The organism is candidate division WOR-3 bacterium (assembly GCA_029858255.1).
GTDB lineage: Bacteria > Hydrothermota > Tepidihabitantia > SM23-42 > SM23-42 > SM23-42.
Map to the genome: position 1 here is coordinate 28,463 of JAOUFJ010000020.1, position 19,721 is coordinate 48,183.

Sequence of the window (19,721 nt, forward strand, 5' to 3'; positions counted from 1 at the left end):
ATGTCTCTACGCATTGGCATAAGAGAAGGTGTCCGGACAATAACGCGCAACGCTTCTCTCTTCTTGTTATCGCTGCTGGTTGCCGCCATATCGCTATTCTTGTTGGCACTATTTTCGCTGGTTACGGTAAATCTATACAAATCGATCGAACTCCTCGATGAAAAGATCGAGATAATTGTTTTTCTCGACAGAACCGCCAATGCACAGAGCCTTAAAGAAAATATCGAAAAGATAAATGGTGTCGATCAGGTAATTTATGTCTCCTCAGAACAAGCGCTTGCGGATCTGAAAAACGAGCTGGAGGATACCGAAGAGATATTGAACGTCTTCGAGGAAAATCCTCTGCCTGCATCATTTCGCGTAAAATTAAAAAGCAGTTTTCGTAATGCTCAAGGGCTAGAAGAGATTAGCGACAAGATCATGCTGCTATCAGGTATAGAAGAAACACTGTATGGTGGTGAGCTCGTGGACCAGTTGAAAAAAGTCACCAGGATTATCGTCATGTTTGACCTCGGATTGCTACTCATCATCATATTCTCGGTCATCTTTGTCATTTTCCAGACAATAAAACTTACAATATTCGCCCGTTCCACCGAGATTGAAATAATGAAGCTAGTAGGGGCTTCCAATGGATTCATCGCCGTACCGTTCACGTTTGAAGGCATAGTCCAGGGTTTCGTCGGTGGCATAATTGCCTTCCTGCTGACCTTAGTCACTTATCGCGTAGCAGGATTTTTCTTTGGTAATCTCTATTTTCCGCACTGGTGGTTCTTGCTTGGTACTATAGTAGGTGGAATATTGTTCGGAATCATCGGTTCCGGTATTGCCGTAAGGAGATTTCTAAAATGAAAATACTAATAATTCTCATTTGTTTGTTCTCACAACTTGCCGAGAAACAAGAAGAACTCAATCAACTGAAAACCAAATTGAATACTGTCCGGCAGGAAATCAAGGAACTGGAAAAACAAAAAGTCGGCACACTGACACACATAGATAAAATCGACGAGGGCATCAACCTCACGATTAAATACATCGATGAATTGAACGCCCAGGAAGCTCTCGAAAAATCAAAGGTTGCCGAGTTGGAGATGGAGATCGCGCGCCTCGAATCAAAAATGCGTCTGAAAAAAAGCGATATGCAGACGCGCATTGTCCGCCTCTACAAATGGAAACCGTTCTACAAAATGAACCTTCTCTTCTCCACAAAATCACTGCCCCAGATCCTCTCCTCCTCTTACTATCTGCAGCTTCTCGCAAAGGAAGACCAGCGTGCATTTTTTGAATTCGAACAAGACTGGAAGCGCTACCTCCTGGATAAAGAATTGCGAAAAGAATTGATCCTGACACTCGAGGGAAGGAAACGCGACAAGGAAGACGAACTGTCGAAATTGAACGACGAACGTAATAAGAAAAACCAGATCCTCACCGAAGTGGCAAAGAAAGAAGACAAGAAACGCGCGCTCGAAAAGGAATTGAAGAGCGCACAGCGCAAGCTCGAAGAATTGATCGTCTCCCTCGAACGACAGCGCGAAAAAATCAGCACCGGTACAAATTATCTCGAAACGAACCGTGGAAAATTGTCCTGGCCTTGCCGGGGCAATATCGTGACGAACTTCGGGAAGGTCATACACCCGAAGTACAACACAACAACCAAGAATAACGGAATCGATATCAGCACCAACTACGGTGACAACGTCTACGCCGTGGCACCCGGTAAGGTCGTCTACGCAGATCGCTTCATGGGATACGGAAATCTCGTGCTCGTTGATCATCTCGACGGCTATTACTCACTATACGGGCATCTGGCGGAAATGCTGGTCAACACCGGTGACGAAATTACCGGAGGACGTATAATCGGCCGCGTGGGCGAAAGCGGCTCATTATCCGGTCCGATACTACACTTTGAGTTGCGTAAAGACGGCAAGCCTGTCGACCCGATAGCATATTTAGACTAATAGAGCGTTAATTTCGTTAATCTCGTTATTACCGTTATTCCCGTTAACGACAGCGTAGAAAAACTGTCATTGCCAGATTGTAGGGCAGGGCTTTAGCCCTGCGAAAACATACCGCAAACCTGAAGGTTTACCCTACGTCGTGTTGGTATCATCACACGCATAATGGTCTCGATGGACGATACTGTAGTCCGATTCGTTTTTCGAAACCGTCTCTCGCAATCGTATCACTTTTCGTAACCGTAAAACGAACAACGAATCACGGTGTCGTCACAGCGGGATTAGCGAAAATAACGAAACTAACGTCTGATGTTAATTTCGCATTTCGAAATTACTCTTGATGCTTAACATCAAGAATCTTCTGTGCTCGTATAAGGTATGCCGTGTGTGTAATGCCGCGTTCACGCGGTCTCACGCCCTGCAAGCGAACGAGCATTTCGCGCTCGATAATCTCCTTGGCTCGAATGCATTTGAAATTACATGCTGTAAGGGCATCAATTGTTCTTTTAACCTGTTCTACGTTAGGACTCCAGCTGACCAGATGATGGCCGCCCTTCAGTGCCTCGTAAGCCTTAGGCACTATATCCCACGGTTCAGGCACATCTATGAATACCGCGTCCACTTCGGTCTGTGAAAATCCTACCTGGGCAACATCGGCACACGTAAATTCGACATTCCTCTCGTAACCGACATGGGTCAGATTCCTCTTCGCGTTATCGATGAAATCATCACGCCGGTCATAGCTATACACGATACCATCCGGGGCGACCAATTTTGCCAGAACAAGGGTGAGCGCGCCACTGCCCGTTCCCAGTTCTATGACCCGGGACCCGGGACCAACCGAGGTTTCCAGCAGCAAATAGCCAAGGTCTTTTGGATATACAATTGTGGTCGTTCTCTTCACTTTCATCATCAGGTCAGCCGTGCTCGGTTTCAAACAATAGAAATCCCTGCCGAGATGTGTTTTTCCTACAAAGCCAAATGGCTGGCCAATGATTTGATTTAGATGCAGATCTCCGTGATCGGTCGACACTCTCAATCCCGACACGACCTGTACCAAAAACTGCCTGCGGTCGTCGAGATACAACATGACCAGGTCCTTTTCCTTGATGAGGTTCTTCGCTTGCTCGTCCATACTCAGCACAGTATACCGTAAAACAACAAGAAGTCAATTGCTGCAGAAGGTTAATTTCGTTATTCCCGTTGATTCCGTTAATATCGCTACTATCGTTATTCTCGCTATTACCGTTAGTTTCGTTGGGAACCTGACAAACGATACGCAATGCGTGACACGAAATCCGGAACTCGAAACAAGCACAAATGAACAAAATTCAAAACAACAAGGGTAGGGCAGGGACTTAGCCCCGTGGAAACGCTGAGACTGCTTCGTATGCGCTCGCAGTGACAGTTGCCAGCTTATCATTGCGAGGAGCGAAGCGACACGGTTCCGCTTACGGGATCTTCCGCTTTAGCAAGAATTCGCGCTATAGAATGGCGGAACTCGATTTCTCCCTATTAGAATTGTTCGACATGAAAAATCGGGACAATCTCAGTTTTAAACATTCGTGTTTTGAATTTTATATTTGTTTAGAGTTTAGTATTTAGGATTTAGAATTTGGGGTATTGTCAAAACATCAGGTTTTGACAATACCAAGTGCATTTCCTATGATTTCAAACTTGTGCAGACAAAAATCAAGATCCTCTTTGCTGTGTTCAACTGACAGACATAGCCTGATACGTTCTTTTTTCTGCGCCGCAATGACCTGCTCGTCGATCAGTTTTTTGGTGAATTCACCGGCTTCTTCATTGTTACCGAAAACAACGACAGCAAGCGGTGTCTCGCTCACCGTCTTAAATCCCATCTGTTTCAAATTCGTAATGAAATACCGGCTATTCTTCCATATTTTGTTGTACCTCTCCTTGTTTCTGCCAGTCTCCTTTATCATTTCCAGACCCGCAAGATTCACCGCAAGCATGAACTGAGGAGCGAAATCAGTAATGTGTCCAACATTCTCTCTTATTTTGTTGATCATATACTTCTTCGACCCGAGATAGCAGCCGAAGCCTCCCAGGTATTTACTGAAGCTACCAATGTCGATATTGATATCTTCGTATGCATTACATAGATCTACAAAACCCCTGCCCTCACGGCCGAGGAGTCCAAAAGAACTCAACTCATTGGCGACAATTACACACTCATTCTCGTGGGCTATCCTCACTAATTCATTTGCCGGACTGATGTTGCCCAGCCAATCGTATATCCCGTCTACGAACATAACTTTTTCGGCGTGAGCACCGAGCAACCTGCGGAGCTGATCAAGATCTCGGAAATCGTAGTATTCGATATTTCGATACTGTAGTACATTAAGCAAGCTCGATGAACTTTCGTAGTCGACAAAGAACGTGGTTTTCGGGCCAAAAATCGAGACAAGTGCGAACATCATCGAAACCTCGTCCGGGAAAAAGAGCAAAGACTCAAGTCTCTTCACCTCGCGCATGACGCCTTGTAGATTTGCCATTATCTCGGCCCGCGAATCAGTGGGTACAATGCCCCTGGCTTCGATATTCATTCGCGCGGTTTCTCGCAGATATTCACTATTCTTCATATGCAAACAATCCATATGGAGGAAATTTAGATACCGCTTGTTTCCGTACACAAACGACGGTTCAGGCGGAACCGACTCTGGAATCCTGCCTTCCTCACTGAATAGATGTACTTGAAATGGTTTCATGTTACATTCCTACCACAACATTTTTTATACTTCTTCCCGCTCCCGCAGGGACAGGGATCGTTTCTACCGACTTTTTTTGTCACTGTAACTGGTGCAGAACCCTTCTGTCCCGGTGCTGCGGCACCGGCATGAGCTGCCGCCACCTGCGCGCCGACCGGCTCTGGCGCAGCTTGTGGCCCTATGCTGGGTTTATATTCGCGTGTTGGCGTAGGTTGCCGTCTCCTTGCTGCGCCCGGCCTGGGCTGTGCCCGGAACACAAGACCCGACAAATCCCTGGCAAGATCGCGCTGCAATTCATCAAACATCTTGAAAGATTCATGTTTGTATTCGATCAGAGGATCTTTCTGTCCGTATGCACGTAGACTGATACCCTCCCTGAGCGCGTCGAGCGAATACAAATGGTCACGCCATTTTCCGTCAACCGTTCCCAGTATCACAAACTTCAACAATTCATTGAATATCTCAGGATCAAACTCCTGCTCACGCCAGTTCAGTTTTTCTTTCGCCTTATCCAGAAGCATGTCGAGCAGTTCTTCCTGTTTCATCTTCGGGATCTTCTCCCGTGGGATCGTGATATCGGTCACGAATATCAAATTGAACTCGCCTCTGATAGCCTCCCAATCCCACTCTTCTGGATTAGTCTTCGCATCGGTATATTTGTATATGATATCTTCTATCGCGTCATCAAAAAATTTGATTACCCTGTCCTTGAGATTCTTGCCCAAAAGCACGTCATCCCGTATCCTGTATATTACCTCGCGCTGTTTGTTCATCACATCGTCGTATTCCAACAGGTGTTTTCTGACCTCAAAATGGTTTTCTTCAACGCGCTTCTGGGCATTCGCTATGGCTCGCGTCACCAGTGGATGCGTCAACGGCTTCTGCTCCTCTCCTCCGAAACGGTCCATTATCTCGGCAACCCGATCTGAACCAAAAATTCTCATGAGATTATCTTCCAATGAAAGATAGAAGCGGGATGAACCAGGGTCTCCCTGACGTCCACTCCTACCCCGCAACTGGTTGTCAATACGGCGGGATTCGTGACGCTCAGTACCGATGATATAAAGCCCGCAAGGCAAATCCTCCAAACATTCCTTCTTTTCTTCATGCGAGCAGTTAGCACAGTCCTCGTCAAGACACTCGAAACAACACTTTTTGCACTCGACAACACCCTTGCCCAATTTTATGTCGGTCCCGCGGCCAGCCATGTTCGTGGCGATCGTTACCGAGCCAGGTTGCCCAGCCCTGGAAACGATCACTGCCTCACGCTGGTGATGCTTGGCGTTGAGAACTTCGTGTGAAATACCCTTGCGCTGGAGCAATCTGGACAAAACCTCGGAGACATCTACCGAAGTTGTGCCCACAAGGGTCGGTCGCTTCTTCTCGTTCCAGCGGGCGATCTCCTCAACGATCGCATTGTACTTCTCACGCTTGGAGCGGTAAACGATATCTTCGTAGTCTATCCTGCGGACGGGTTCCTTGGTAGGGATCTCGACAACATCCAACTTGTAGATCTGCCAGAACTCGTTGGCCTCGGTCGCTGCAGTACCAGTCATGCCCGCGAGCTTTTCATACATACGGAAATAATTCTGAATGGTGATCGTGGCAAATGTCTGCGTTTCTTCCTGCACTCGCACTCTTTCCTTTGCCTCGATGGCCTGATGCAATCCGTCAGAGTAGCGCCTGCCCGGCATCAACCGGCCGGTGAACTGGTCAACGATTATTACCCGGTCGTCCTGTACTACATACTCAACATCCTTTTCAAAAAGCGAGTATGCTTTGAGCAAGGCCCGGAGGTTCGCCAGGGTCTCGTTCTTCCTGGCATAGTCCTGATAAGCTTTTTCTTTCTCAAATATTTTTTCCTTCGCGGTCAGATGTGTATCCTTATCTACCCCGCCAATCGCCTCGCTCAGATCAGGCAAAACGAACATGCTCGGATCCTTCGGAGAGATAAATTGACGGCCTTTCTCTGTCAGATCCACGATGTTTGACTTTTCATCGATAACAAAGTACAATTCGTCGTCGACCTCAGCAAAGCTCTTGTCCCGCAAATAGCCCAATTCAACCTGCTCAATAAGTTTCTTCACACCCGTTTCCTGTTCGAGCTTCAGCAGCTGTTTATTCTTCGGCGAACCACGGCGTGCCTGCAGCAATTTTACAGCCGCTTCTTTCTCTTCTCCTTCGTCGAGCAGTTTCTTCGCTTCGGCAACCACGCGATTGACAAAAACGGTTTGCGTCGAGTTCAAACGCTGCACGATCGGATTGAGCTCATTGTATGCCTTTGTTTCATGCTCGACCGGACCGGATATTATGAGCGGCGTCCGCGCCTCATCAACAAGAATACTGTCAACCTCGTCGACGATCGCATAGTGATGGCCGCGCTGAACCTTGTCCTCAAACCGCCAGACCATGTTGTCACGCAGATAATCAAACCCGAACTCGTTATTGGTGCCGTATGTAATATCGCACTTATATGCGTTGATCCTTTCCTCCTGCTCAATACCCTGCTGGAGAACACCCACGGTCATACCCAGCGACTCGTACACAGGACCCATCCACTCGCGGTCGCGGCGTGCAAGATAATCGTTGACCGTGATCAAATGCGCGCCCTTGCCGGTCAAGCCGTTCAAATACAACGGCATGGTTGCGACCAAGGTCTTGCCCTCACCTGTCTTCATCTCCGCGATCTTACCCTGATGAAGAACAATTGCACCGATCAACTGGACATCAAAAGGCAGCATATTCCATTCGGTCTCTATATCCACAACCTGCCATTTCTTACCTAGTAGACGTCGGCAGGATTCTTTGACCAGCGCAAACGCCTCAGGCATGACATCATCCAGGGGTTCGCCATCCTGTATGCGTTTTTTGAATTCTTCGGTCTTTTCTGTCAGGTCAACGTCTTTGTATTGCTCGTAAAACGCGTTGATTTTATCAACCGTAGGCCAGAGCTCTTTTAGCTCACGCGTGGTCTTAGTGCCGAATATTTTTCCAAGGACTTTTTGTATCATATTTTCAAGTTAATTATATGGATTAATCCCATATTGTCAACAAACTCCATGAAATTCCTAATGTTTAGACAAAAGAACCGTTAATATCGTTAATCCCGCTAATCCCGTTGGTTTCGTTAATCTCGTTACTACCGTTAATATCGCTAATTTCGGTACGGAATATTTCGAATTGCGAATTGCGAATTTAAGAAACGTTGGTTTAGTTTTGAACGTCTATAATATTATTGTTCGAGCAGGGTCGAGAACTTCATTCCCTCTGAACCTCTGCCGTATGATCTGTCTCCGGCTCTCCGACTCCTCGGTTCTCCGTGTCTTGTAACATCCCAGGCACATCATTGACAACAAACTATCTCTGCATATACTCGAATGTGGATATAAATTTGAAGTAATACGCAATTGCATCATGAAGAAGAAAACAAGAAAGCGCAGAAAAACAACAAAGAACTATGCCTTCATCGACAGCCAGAATCTTAATCTTGCCATTCGCGAGCAGGGGTGGATCCTCGATTTCCGGAAATTCAGGAAGTATCTGCAAGATAAATACAGTATCATGAAGGCGTACTTGTTCATAGGCTATGTTGCAGAAAACCAAGACATGTACACACAACTACAGAAGAGCGGCTACATATTAGTGTTCAAACCGACCTTGACTTTGCCGAGCGGAACGCCTAAAGGCAATGTTGACGCTGAACTTGTGCTGCACGCCATGATTGAATATAGGAACTTCTCTAAAGCACTTATTGTTACGGGCGATGGAGATTTTCATTGCCTTGTAGACTTTCTATCTAAAAACCGGAAACTAATGAAATTGATGATACCGAATAAGCGTAAATTCTCATCGTTATATCGGAAAATGATGGATAATATTGTGTTTATGAATGGCTTACGCCGAAAACTTGCGTACGTTCCGAAGAAGAAAAAGAAACAAAAATAAAAAGGGAGGCATTACCGCGGGACAGAACCCTTTGGATGGCCTCCCATCGTGATTCTTTAATATTATAACAATAAAATCCTCGTCGTCAAGGGGCAAACCGCATCAGTCTCATTCTAGTCTCCCCATCATTCCCCGGTTTATCTGTCTTCTGGTTCAAGCAAGGGAACCGGGAATCCAGTTTATTCGTCCATCATTGTAATCAATATTTCAATCGCCGTAATCATGCTGCGAAGCAGGGTCATTGCGAGGAGCGCAGCGACGCGGCAATCTCTGACAAATGATTGACATAACGTAGTGTTTTGCTATAATAGAGCGCGCCAGCGTAGCTCAGTTGGTAGAGCAGCGGTTTCGTAAACCGCAGGTCAGCAGTTCGATTCTGCTCGCTGGCTTTCCGCCTTCGGCGGAACAGATTACACCGATACCAAACTTGATTACAGTGATGTAAAAAAGAGGACGATTCTGCACCTCCCTACGTTCGGCACTTTCACCTCGCTGGCTGTTAGTCTCGCCGAAGGTATCGAGTTCAGCGAGATCAGAGAACCATGTGCTCTCGAGAGGCTGTTAGTCCCGTCGGAGGTATCGAGTTCGGTCGAAAACTAAAAGTCCTATGAATCGACTACCAGAAATGCCTGTCTTCACGCCCTTTGTGTGCCCACGCAATTTGCTTGTCGATATGGCGGACTAATGAAAAACATATTGGTCTAAAATATCTTAGCCAGAACGCACCCGCTAAAATATTCTCTCCTTCGAAATCAACTGCACATCGTTCGTAGTCCTGTGATTGAATCCATTCTAGTGACTGTTTTAAAAGAGCAGTACCTATTCCTTTTCCGCGCATGTGTTCTTTTGTATATGCACCTTGTATCCACACTGTTTTTTCATCAGTAATTAGATAATCTTCATTGATCGGGCAGATTTTCATATATGCTACTGCCTGTCCATGGTCTAAGGCTAGCCAAATCGAGTGCAACGGGTCTGAAAGCCATTTTTCATGATATTCTTTGCTTCTTTTTTCTGTCATCGCAACAAAAATCGGCGGCCCAGCCAAATATCGCGCTAGTTCGTGATCCAGTGACACAATCACGTCCAAATCATCGAGGGTAGCGAGCCGAATCTCGACGTCTATGGCAGGACATTGGATGTTTCCAAGATCACGCATCGCGTCAACTACTGCCATTCCGAAACCAAGCCAAAACAGTGTATCAATCACTTCCTTATCGTGCGCAAGCCCGGTTATAAGATGTGTAAAACAACCATTGACGATCCATTCGGACGAGATATACGCATACATCTGTTGATAAATCTTTTTTCGGCTTTCGCCTTCTCCAGAGTGCGCCCAGAAAGGAACAAAAACACCCCGTCTTCCTCTCCATGAAAGAAATAATTGTCCAATAAGATATCCGGAGATTCTTCCATTCTCTATTGCAACTACACCAGGTGTTTTTTTAATTTGGTCACGGAGCAAAGGTACTACTGCACTACAATCCTCGTACCTTGGCGGTAGAAGGTGCATATGTTCTCGTTCCAATCTATAACGCTTTGCGAACAGTATTGCTGCACCTTCGATATGTTTCTCTTCAAATGGTTCTATGTTACAGAATGACATTTTTACTCCTTTTATTATGGTTGAAACAGCTTACTTCAATCACCCAATTGACGATTTAAGCAACAAAAAACCGCCCTTGCAGGCGGCATTGATGGCATATCAAATAACTACTTCAATATCTAATCCGCCTGAGGTATAAATTCAGGGCTATTCCTTTTATCGCATCTTCCATAACTATACCTCCTTCCAAGGCGAATTAGCTCATACCCCTTGATTAAGTACATTATATGGCAAGCCAACAAAATGTCAAGGCAGTTACACCTTGCCCCCAGCTGGCTATCCGCAACATCTTGGTGAAGTGGATGAAAAACGTATGACGATCTATGAATTTCTATTTATTCTAATTTTACGATTTTCTTTGTTATACTTTTATTCGATGTTACAAAACATAGAAAATAGACACCGGCAGGCACCAGGTGACCTTGCTGGTCATCACCATTCCAGATTACGACTGACGACGGATGACTGATACCAGAAAACAATTGAGAAAAATCTTTAATCACTCTACCTGCAACATCATGAATTTTTGCACTGACTACTGACTGCTGTCTGCTGTTCCCTTGAAATTGAAGTTTAATTTCGGTTTTCTCGCTACATGGATTAGGATATATGTCGCAAAAAATCGCATTATCACTAAAGACTTTAGAATATTCATCTTCAGAGACACCGGTAACAGGAGCATACTTCACCGTTAAATAATCAAAATTGCCGCCTATGTAGGATTTCCCTGTTACGATGATGTTATTATCATTATCGACCGCGACACCGTGAGCAATATCGTCGTCACCATTATCGAGTGTACCTTGCCAGAGAATTGTTCCACTGGAATCATACTCTACTACGAAATAATCATAATCGCCACCCATAGCAGCAGAATAACCTGCCACGATGATATTATTGGTATTATTGACTGCCACGCTGTAAGCAACATCATCGTTGTTATTATTATCGAGTGTATCTTGCCAGAGAATTATTCCACTGGAATCGTACTTCAATGTGAAATAATCATAATCGCTGAATGGTCCTCCAGAGCACCCTGTCACGATGATATTATTTGAATTATCAACTGCTACGCCATAGGCCTGGTCAAATTGGTATTTGTCTATTATATCTTGCCAGAGGATTGTTCCACTGGAATCGTACTTCACTGTGAAATAATCATTATTGACGCCGTCTGAAGTATATCCTGTTACTATGATATTATTGGCATTATCGACTGCTACGCCCAAAGCAGAATCCCACAAACCATTGCTGAGTGTATCTGCCCAGACAATTGTACCATCGGAGTCATACTTAACTGTGAGATAAACACAGTCGTTGCCTATATCACAATAACCCGTTACGATAATGTTATTAGCATTGTCGACCGCGACACCACGAGCAATATCATAGAGGCCATTATTATCGAGCGCAGCTTGCCAGAGAATTGTTCCGGTGGAATCATACTTGATGATGAAATAATCATAATCGCCACCTATAGAAGAATAGCCTGTCATGATGATATTATTTGAATTATCAACCGCCACGCACTCAGCATTATCTGCTGCTCCATTGTCTATGGTATCTTGCCAAAGAACCGTGCCATTGGAATCATATCTCACGATAAAATAATCGTTGTTGCCACCAATGTACGATATTCCTGCTACGATGATGTTATTTGAATTATCGACGGCTACGCTGAAGGCGCCATCCCAGTCGCCATTATCGAGTGTATCTGCCCATTCGATCTTATAATTATCCGCAACCAGAACACGTGGAAATACAAGAAAAGAGAAAAATAAGGCTACAGGTACGCATCTTAGCTTCATAATACCTCCTTACACCTCCTTTTCGAATGATCCCCAATTAAATATAGTCCAAGGAAAGAAAATGTCAACCACAGGACCGCAATCACACCCCAGAGGCATATTCATGTATGTCCAAACCATCTGATTATGTTCAGCTATGACACACTATATAAGAGCCGATTGGATCGAACAGTCCAAGAAGTACGAATCAACACCCAACCTGTCGTAGATCCTGTTAAGGGCTATATTCTGTTAACTCTCAGCAAAGTAACAAGACGAGATACCATAACAATTATTACTCCATACAGTTTTTCGCTATCTGCCGTTGACTTTTAATGAAACTCGAAACCGGACGGAGTTAATAGAGCGAGAATGTCAAAAAGTCAACCTCCGTCCCCCGAACTAAGATAGTTAGTGTAGGTGGCAATACCGCAGCGTTGTGGTAGATACGTTGAAACATATGCTAAGCTCATGCCCGTGCCAGAACTACCACCCTTCGTGCATTTTCAATGTTCATTAACGCTGCTATGGCAATTAGGGCCAACGCGGGCTGATTAAGTACACCACCAAGGAAAATAATGAAAATTCTCAGATCACGACCAATCCTAAAATGTCGATTCCCTTCACTTCTCATCAGGCTGTCATATTTATCTGCAGTATAACTGTTGATTAATGAACCGATTACTGCCATAAATCCAATAATCATAATCACGGGATTGCTGATGACCTGATATGTGTGATAAGTTAGACTGAATAATAAAAAGGCATCGGCGTATCTGTCAAGTACAGCATCAAACCAGCCGCCGAACTCTGTTTCCAGGAATTTTAGTCGCGCAACCTCACCATCGCAACCATCAATGATTGAGGCGACCTGAGCAAGAATTGCTCCGATTAGGAGGTTCAAGTATCCCTTATGAAAAAAGAAGAATGCACCAATGATGGAAAGGAAGAAACAAGTTAGCGTAATGGTATTGGGCTGAATTTTGGTTTTCAAAAGAATTTTTGTAATTTGACCAGATATCGGTCTGTTTATGTATCTTGATACGAATCCATCAGACTTTTTATTTACAAAAACATTTACCAGATGTCTCTTGGCCTGTTTCAGTTTTACCTCATTATCTACATCAATCCAGTAATTCCCACTAACGTCACAAACTCTAACCTTACCCTTTTTGGCTAATATCTCAATACCGCCTGATAGGGATGTGTCACCCCTCTTGGAACTTTGTTCAATTGCGTTGAAGATTGCGGGCGTACAGAGGAATATTCCTGTATCATAGGCATCATACTCTTTAAGATTTTTGCCGATATGCAAAATCCTTTTGTTTTTGATAAACACTTTCGTGACATCTTCTTCGTCAACAAAATAATTTACTTTAATATTAGAATCTATTGCTAAAATGACTTCATTATTATTTATCCTCTTGTTCTTCAGTTTTGCGATAATTTTCTCATCGAAAATATGATCACTCATCAGGAGAATGAAATTACCATTTATAATATCCTTTGCCTTCAGCACTGATATTCCATTTTCCTTTCTCCATTCATCATTATGCAGACAAGTAATTTTTATGTTTCTTTTTTTACTGAAGGTTTCTAAATAGTCGCGGAGTATTTGGCCGCGATAGCCAGTCACCACATAAAATTCTTTTAAGCCGACCTTTCTGGCGCGTAGTATAACCCTCGCGATAAGCGGCATTCCCATTAATGAAGTCAGTGGTTTTGATCTTGATTTTGAAGCAAGTCTTGCACCTCGTCCTGATGCAATTATGAGACATTTCATTTACATACGCCCCTTTTTTACACAGATTTCTATCAATCTCTTTTTGGTAAATTCTTTGCCTCTGATATATAAGCAAGAAGATTTTGAAAAATTAATACAGTCGTTTTTCTTGCACTTGATTATATCAAATTTTCTGGGGAAGTCAAGTTGTTAACAGCAGTCAAATAAATGGTCGACTTTCACCGATCCTTGTTATTATATTGTTATATTGTACGGCATTTGTGCGGTCCATCTGCCAAAATAGCCCGCATTGTTCTGTTTTCAGCATATGCGGGACACTCTAGCTGAAATCTAAACGGCACATTCATCAATCTTTTGACTGTTTGTTATCCATAACTTCCCAATAAGTTGGACTACATTCATAAGGTTAGAGGAACGGAGTGCTCGTCCGTAGGTTACTGTGTACATCAAATAGCTATTATTTTAATCTTAGGTTCAACAGTGTGCCGATGTAATAACTCCTCACTGTTAAATCCTCTCCATTGACACACATCTTGATGTATATATAATTATAAGTAGATTTATGATAAATTAACTGGAGGAGATAAAAATCTATTTGTGGCGTTGTAGTAACAGATTCGAAAAAGGCAAGGGTAGTAATTAGGTAGAAGAAGTGGGTCATTAAGATTCCCGAAGTAAAGAATTAGAATTAAACTGGGATCTCATTGAGTATTGGCTTTCTCAAGGCACTTAACCTACCTATACTGTGATTTAACCGATTACATAAGAAGGAGGTAAATCATGAACAATCTTAGAGAGCTTATCGAATACATTGAAAAAGCATTAGTAGATAATCCGGAAAAAGTTGAGGTAAAGGAAATCGCCGGAGAAAAGAGCATTATATATGAGCTTAAAGTCGGTGAAGGTGATCTGGGTAAAGTAATTGGTAAAGAAGGCAGAACAGCAAAGGCTGTCAGAACAATCATTACCGCTGCGGCAATGAAACAAGGGAAACGCGTAGTATTAGAGATTATCGAATAATGATGTCTTGTATATCTTGTCTTTTTCATCCTGTTTTACACACGTCTAACCCTGTATCTATTTCATTGAAATTGATGGTATCATTACAAGGAAAGTAGTCAAGGTTAGATAAAAAACCACAAATTGTAGCACGCGGGGAAATTCCGCAATTTTAAAAAAGTGCGGGGCCACTTCCTTTTTTGTGCCATATTTCAGGTGTCTCTTAGCCATATGTTGATAACAGTGAGATAAGGCCGATTACGGTGATATAATTTCAGATCTATTGATGCCACTAAATAATAGAATAATAGACAGAAAATCCAAATGTGCTTAGCACATTTTTGATTGCAGTAATAATATTTAGATATCAGTGATGATTATAAGGAACCTCTCGAAATAAAAATTGACATTCCACTGAATTTGGATATACTTATTCTAAATCAAGGAGGTTTTATGAATATATACGTAGGTAATTTGTCGCGTGATACTACTGACAACGATTTACAGAAGGCTTTTGAAGCCTTTGGACAGGTTCTATCTGTAAGAATTGTCAAAGATAAGTTCGGTGGACAACCAAGAGGATTCGGGTTCGTAGATATGCCGAACAACAAAGAAGCCCAGGCTGCCATCGACGGTTTGAATGGCAAGGTGTTCATGGGCCAAGCACTCAATGTTAACGAAGCACGTCCTCGTCCAGATCATCGAGGCGGCGGAAAACGAGAAGGCGGTGGTAGAGGTCGCTCCTGGTAGAATATATTCAAACAATATAAATCCGTTGCAGAACTCTGCAAACCCACATGATTTTAACAGTGTCGCAGAAGGTATTTGACATAACGGGAAGAGTTGTATTACCCAACAAGATGAAACTAGGTATCTATTTCATAGATGTTGACAGTAAGACCACAAAGAAGGTAGTTAAGGTCAGATAGAAATCAAAGTTGTAGCACAAGGGGAGTGATTCAGACTGTCACTTCCCTTGTTCCCTGTGCCAGATTTGTGCCAAGTCTAGGCCAAATGACACAGCACAATTCAGACTTCTGCCGTTTCTTCATCATACAGATTATATAAGAAGGAAACGGTATCCTCGTGAATTCAGTTGCATCTCTTGAAGCAATAATTCACGGGACCAGCAATGGCCAGAATAACGAAAAGCGTTATCTGTATTACATCAGTTCAGCTCACTCCAATTTTACGATCTTCTTTGTTACACTCTGGCCAAGTGCCTCCAATCGCACAAAATACACACCGCTGGGCACAATTTTGCCAGAATCGTCCGTGCCGTCCCACGTAACCTTAGTCAAACCAGACGCACACTCTCCATCGACCAGCCGCCGCAACCTCCTCCCCGCCACATCACAAACCGTGACATTCAAGTATTGAGGGTTCTGCAGATCAAAAGTAATACTACAATCATTGCCAAACGGATTGGGAAACGGAGCATAAAGCTTTACTCCACTTACCCTAAATGGGATCAGACTCTGTTCAGCCACCGCACCCTGCTCATCATATTTTACTGTGAGAAAGTCAGCGTTACCGCCGTCAATCCGAAAGCCGGTAACAATAATCCCTCCTGAATTATCACATGCGACACCCCGCGCGTAATCGTCAATGCCATTCCCGCTGTCATAATCAGTAGTCCATAATTCATCGCCGGCCGCAGAATACTTGAGTGTATGATAGACAAACGCGGGAATAAGTATATTGTCTTTGTAGTATTCGCCGGTGACAATGATATCGTTGTCATTGTCAATTGCTATATCCTGCGCCGTCCAGCTGGGATTGGGTAAGATATGAATACGAATCCAGACTGAGTCACCCTGACTGTCGTATTTAACCGTAATAAACCGCGCCGGATAGAATGGATGACCGCAGACAGCTATGTTACCTGCAGCATCGGCTGCAACGCCGCGCCCAAAACTGTCATAACTACCGTAATGATATCTCCTTGTCCACAGGGTCTCACCAGCAGGATTGTATTTAACCGTCAGATAGGTGTGCATACTAATACTAGTATCAACTGAAGCCCCAGTAACAATGATATTGCCCGTTGGATCAGCAGTTATGTCATGAGCAATGTCGTTGAGTCCCGCATCTAATCGGCGGCTCCAAATCGTATCACCATTGGCATCGTATTTTATTGTTAGATAATCGTAATCAAGGCCGTTGAATGAATAGCCGGTCACCATGACGTTGCGCGCTGAATCGGTCACGACGCTCGTGCCGATATTATCCATACCTGTTACATACCCGGCTTGCCAGATGAAATCGCCCGAGGCATCATATTTTACGGTAATGTAATCATAAATCGTATCCATCCGCGAAGAGCCAAAAACTACTATGTCGCCATAGCCATCAACAACCACGCCGTGCGCAAGATCGCTGCCGCCAGTATCAAAAAACCGGATCCAGATAGTATCGCCGGTCGACGTATATTTGATGATGCAAAAATCATAATCTGTGCCGTTGTACGAACTTCCAGCGACGACGATATTGTTTTGATTATCTGTGGTGACGCCAAAAGCGTAATCGGCCATACTGCCATCATAAACACGGGTCCAAACAAGCGGCGGTTGTGCCAAGGCAAAACAGAATATGCCAAAGGCTATTATAATAACGATATATCTTTTCATCGTATCAGGATGATTTTTCTGGTCTCAACCCACTCATCAGTCTCCACCCGTAAGAAATAGACACCAGCAGCACCAGGCTGCAGTCCCGCATTATGCATTCCAGGACCAACCCTATCCTCAAATTTATCTACGACCCGGCCGCAAACGTCGAGCAGACTGATCGTTACGGCTGAACTCACGTCAAGCAAATAGGACAATTCCACCTTTCGGCCGATCGTGGAAACCTTCAAGCGCGAGGTAATGGAAAGATTGCCAGTTTCCGCAATACCGATGCCATAAGGGTCCAGAATCCACAAGCCGCAATCGCCGGCTGCGGTATAGATAAGTCCTCCTTGCACCGAGACGCCACTATGCCTGACCCCGCGACCACAGACTTTGTATCTATAATATCCTACTTCCTGGGGAGTAACCGGGTTTGAGACGTCGAAAATTCTTACTCCACCGCCAGTAAGATCATCCGAGAGATAGGCATAAATCCCCTCCACATATATGTCATTGACCCGCATGGGATAGTAATAACTCACCGGCAAAGGATTGTACGGATCAGATACATCAATGATCCAAAGGTACGACGGGTCATAACCAACATTAAGATATACGTAATTATCAGATACATAGATAGCCCCACCAAGTGACTGTAAATCGCATCCCGCAATGACAGTCGGTGCATAGGGATTGGATATGTTAACTATTCTTAGACCGTCGTCTGAGCTACAATATGCAAAGTCACCAGCAACAACCACATTCCATACCGTCAGCGTTTCCCCATAAGGAATCCCGGTAACGAGGTACGGATTTGCCGGATCTGCAATATCACAGACGGCAAACCCGTATCCACCTGCGCCAGAGGAACCAGAGCAGCCTAAATACGCATAGTTGCCCTGAACACAAACGCTTCTAACCCAACTATAATATGGCGGGAGGCCTGGTATATAACAATGTCCGATTTCATGAGGATTCGCTAAATCCGAAATGTCAATTACGCGCATACCACTGTCATGTGCCGCAACGTAAAGGTTATTCCCCGCCATCGTAAATCCGCTAAAACGATAGTTGATATCGCACTTACCCAATTCGAAACAATTTTGAGGATCAGTGACGTCGATAATGCGGAAAAGCCCCGCTGGATCACAGAACACCGCAAAATTGTCCGAAACCTCAATACGATGTGATCTATACATTATTTCGTACTCGCTAATCTGAAATGGCAAAAAAGGTTCGGTAATATCCAGCACCTCGATTCGGTCTATTGCCATACTGTAGAGGTAGTCATGCAAAACCGTAATCTGAGTTGTCTGACATGGAATGCAATTCATCAATATTGGATCATCCGGGACAATGATGTCAAACACGTATAGAAACATTCCACCAACATATAGGCAATCACCCTTCAGCTGCGGGTTGCCAACCGGGAAATCAACCAGATAGTCCCGCACAACGTAAGGATTAGCGGGATCAGAAATATCAACGACCCGCAACCCCCATCCGGTAACATAGGCATAGTCACCTTCGACAATAACCTCCATGAATTGACCCAGGTAACACCGGCCTAATTCGTAAGGCAGCGCAGGGTCTGACACATCCAAGATTAACATAGCATCATTCATCCCCATTGCACAGGCGGCGCAAACATAGACACGGTTATCCTTAACGTATACATAGTAGGAAAGAATACTGTCTGGTGTCCATTCGCCTTGGACTACAAGAGTATGGGGATCGGATACATCAAGAATCGTCATGCGCGTGTAAGAAACGACGTAGGCAGAATTTTGACATACGTACACCTGAACAATCGAATCATTGGGCTGCCAACGATTGATCATTACTGGATTTGAAGGATCAGCAACATTGTAGATCCACAGTCCTTGTTTCTGAGCCGCAATATAGAGCAAAGTATCGTGGAGAAATGGCACCAACGCCTTTATCGGGCTGATTATCTGGCCAACCTTTGCCGGATTTGCCGGATCGTCCACGTCGAATACCAGAATACCGGAACCTGACGATACAACTACATAGTCAGTGCCGTTTATCACCCCGCTGACGATGCCGCCCGTGGCGCTCCCAAATGGATAGCCTCCCACAAACCGTACGTTCAACGAATCCTGAGCAGAAAGAAGGATGGGACAGAATGAAATCATGATCAACGTGATGAGTAAAGCCAGTCTACGATTGAACCGTTTACTAATATCGAAAACCATTCTACTCTTCCTTAACACATCTTACTCGTAAAAGAAAACCTGTCAAGGCGAATGGCCAGTATACAAAGAGCACAGTAAATCGAAATCCAAGGGGGGATGGACATCCATCCCCCCTTGAAAGCAATACC

The 19,721-nt window shown here is 44.2% G+C and carries 13 protein-coding genes and 1 tRNA gene; 6 read left to right on the forward strand and 8 right to left on the reverse strand.

What is annotated here, in order from left to right:
- Both OEV79_08875 and OEV79_08880 read left to right on the forward strand, forming a co-directional pair.
- Positions 1–849: an ABC transporter permease gene (locus OEV79_08875; GenBank protein ID MDH4211549.1), complete on the forward strand. Its 849-nt coding sequence runs from the start codon at positions 1–3 to the stop codon at positions 847–849.
- A complete protein-coding gene (locus tag OEV79_08880) occupies positions 846–1,955 on the forward strand; it encodes a peptidoglycan DD-metalloendopeptidase family protein (GenBank protein MDH4211550.1) in 1,110 nt (369 codons plus the stop codon). Before OEV79_08875 ends, OEV79_08880 begins: the two co-directional genes overlap by 4 nt.
- Positions 1,956–2,283: 328 nt before the next feature.
- Here the strand turns inward: OEV79_08880 and OEV79_08885 are convergent, their stop codons facing one another.
- The 3 genes from OEV79_08885 to secA form a co-directional block, all read right to left on the reverse strand.
- A complete protein-coding gene (locus OEV79_08885; protein MDH4211551.1) occupies positions 2,284–3,087 on the reverse strand; it encodes a tRNA (adenine-N1)-methyltransferase in 804 nt (267 codons plus the stop codon).
- Positions 3,088–3,586: 499 nt separating this feature from the next.
- Positions 3,587–4,684 carry an aminotransferase class I/II-fold pyridoxal phosphate-dependent enzyme gene (locus tag OEV79_08890; protein ID MDH4211552.1) on the reverse strand — a complete coding sequence of 366 codons (1,098 nt, stop codon included), beginning with the start codon at positions 4,682–4,684 and terminating at the stop codon, positions 3,587–3,589.
- Entirely contained in the window at positions 4,681–7,695 is a 3,015-nt protein-coding gene (gene secA / locus OEV79_08895) for a preprotein translocase subunit SecA (GenBank protein ID MDH4211553.1), read from the reverse strand. The genes OEV79_08890 and secA overlap by 4 nt, the downstream gene beginning before the upstream one ends.
- Before the next feature lie 403 nt (positions 7,696–8,098).
- On the opposite strand from secA, the gene OEV79_08900 reads away from it, so the two are divergent.
- Together OEV79_08900 and OEV79_08905 are read left to right on the forward strand one after the other, a co-directional pair.
- Positions 8,099–8,629, forward strand: coding sequence for an NYN domain-containing protein (locus tag OEV79_08900; protein ID MDH4211554.1), 531 nt, complete (start codon positions 8,099–8,101; stop codon positions 8,627–8,629).
- 316 nt (positions 8,630–8,945) lie between these two features.
- Positions 8,946–9,018 (forward strand) — tRNA-Thr (locus OEV79_08905).
- Between the two features lie 227 nt (positions 9,019–9,245).
- Here the strand turns inward: OEV79_08905 and OEV79_08910 are convergent.
- From OEV79_08910 to OEV79_08920, 3 genes are all read right to left on the reverse strand, one after another.
- Positions 9,246–10,235, reverse strand: coding sequence for a GNAT family N-acetyltransferase (locus OEV79_08910; GenBank protein MDH4211555.1), 990 nt, complete (start codon positions 10,233–10,235; stop codon positions 9,246–9,248).
- Between the two features lie 335 nt (positions 10,236–10,570).
- On the reverse strand, positions 10,571–12,043 hold the full coding sequence (locus OEV79_08915; protein MDH4211556.1) for a T9SS type A sorting domain-containing protein: 1,473 nt from the start codon (positions 12,041–12,043) through the stop codon (positions 10,571–10,573).
- Between the two features lie 448 nt (positions 12,044–12,491).
- Positions 12,492–13,805, reverse strand: coding sequence for an NTP transferase domain-containing protein (locus OEV79_08920; protein MDH4211557.1), 1,314 nt, complete (start codon positions 13,803–13,805; stop codon positions 12,492–12,494).
- Between the two features lie 741 nt (positions 13,806–14,546).
- Here OEV79_08920 and OEV79_08925 point away from each other — a divergent pair.
- Together OEV79_08925 and OEV79_08930 are read left to right on the forward strand one after the other, a co-directional pair.
- On the forward strand, positions 14,547–14,786 hold the full coding sequence (locus OEV79_08925) for a KH domain-containing protein (protein ID MDH4211558.1): 240 nt from the start codon (positions 14,547–14,549) through the stop codon (positions 14,784–14,786).
- A gap of 432 nt (positions 14,787–15,218) precedes the next feature.
- Positions 15,219–15,515, forward strand: a complete 297-nt coding sequence (locus OEV79_08930; GenBank protein MDH4211559.1) for an RNA-binding protein — start codon at positions 15,219–15,221, stop codon at positions 15,513–15,515.
- A gap of 428 nt (positions 15,516–15,943) precedes the next feature.
- Here the strand turns inward: OEV79_08930 and OEV79_08935 are convergent, their stop codons facing one another.
- Complete coding sequence (locus OEV79_08935; protein ID MDH4211560.1) at positions 15,944–17,395, reverse strand: T9SS type A sorting domain-containing protein; 1,452 nt, start codon at positions 17,393–17,395, stop codon at positions 15,944–15,946.
- The gene (locus tag OEV79_08940; protein ID MDH4211561.1) at positions 17,392–19,593 is read right to left on the reverse strand and encodes a T9SS type A sorting domain-containing protein; all 2,202 of its coding nucleotides are present in this window, start codon (positions 19,591–19,593) and stop codon (positions 17,392–17,394) included. The genes OEV79_08935 and OEV79_08940 overlap by 4 nt, the downstream gene beginning before the upstream one ends.
- Positions 19,594–19,721 lie beyond the last annotated feature (128 nt).

Excerpts from the sequence above, each read along its gene's own strand:
- OEV79_08875 (MDH4211549.1), top strand. The coding sequence starts at position 1 with ATGTCTCTACGCATTGGCATAAGAGAAGGTGTCCGGACAATAACGCGC.
- OEV79_08880 (MDH4211550.1), top strand. The coding sequence starts at position 846 with ATGAAAATACTAATAATTCTCATTTGTTTGTTCTCACAACTTGCCGAG.
- OEV79_08885 (MDH4211551.1), bottom strand. The coding sequence starts at position 3,087 with ATGGACGAGCAAGCGAAGAACCTCATCAAGGAAAAGGACCTGGTCATG.
- OEV79_08890 (MDH4211552.1), bottom strand. The coding sequence starts at position 4,684 with ATGAAACCATTTCAAGTACATCTATTCAGTGAGGAAGGCAGGATTCCA.
- secA (MDH4211553.1), bottom strand. The coding sequence starts at position 7,695 with ATGATACAAAAAGTCCTTGGAAAAATATTCGGCACTAAGACCACGCGT.
- OEV79_08900 (MDH4211554.1), top strand. The coding sequence starts at position 8,099 with ATGAAGAAGAAAACAAGAAAGCGCAGAAAAACAACAAAGAACTATGCC.
- OEV79_08910 (MDH4211555.1), bottom strand. The coding sequence starts at position 10,235 with ATGTCATTCTGTAACATAGAACCATTTGAAGAGAAACATATCGAAGGT.
- OEV79_08915 (MDH4211556.1), bottom strand. The coding sequence starts at position 12,043 with ATGAAGCTAAGATGCGTACCTGTAGCCTTATTTTTCTCTTTTCTTGTA.
- OEV79_08920 (MDH4211557.1), bottom strand. The coding sequence starts at position 13,805 with ATGAAATGTCTCATAATTGCATCAGGACGAGGTGCAAGACTTGCTTCA.
- OEV79_08925 (MDH4211558.1), top strand. The coding sequence starts at position 14,547 with ATGAACAATCTTAGAGAGCTTATCGAATACATTGAAAAAGCATTAGTA.
- OEV79_08930 (MDH4211559.1), top strand. The coding sequence starts at position 15,219 with ATGAATATATACGTAGGTAATTTGTCGCGTGATACTACTGACAACGAT.
- OEV79_08935 (MDH4211560.1), bottom strand. The coding sequence starts at position 17,395 with ATGAAAAGATATATCGTTATTATAATAGCCTTTGGCATATTCTGTTTT.
- OEV79_08940 (MDH4211561.1), bottom strand. The coding sequence starts at position 19,593 with ATGGTTTTCGATATTAGTAAACGGTTCAATCGTAGACTGGCTTTACTC.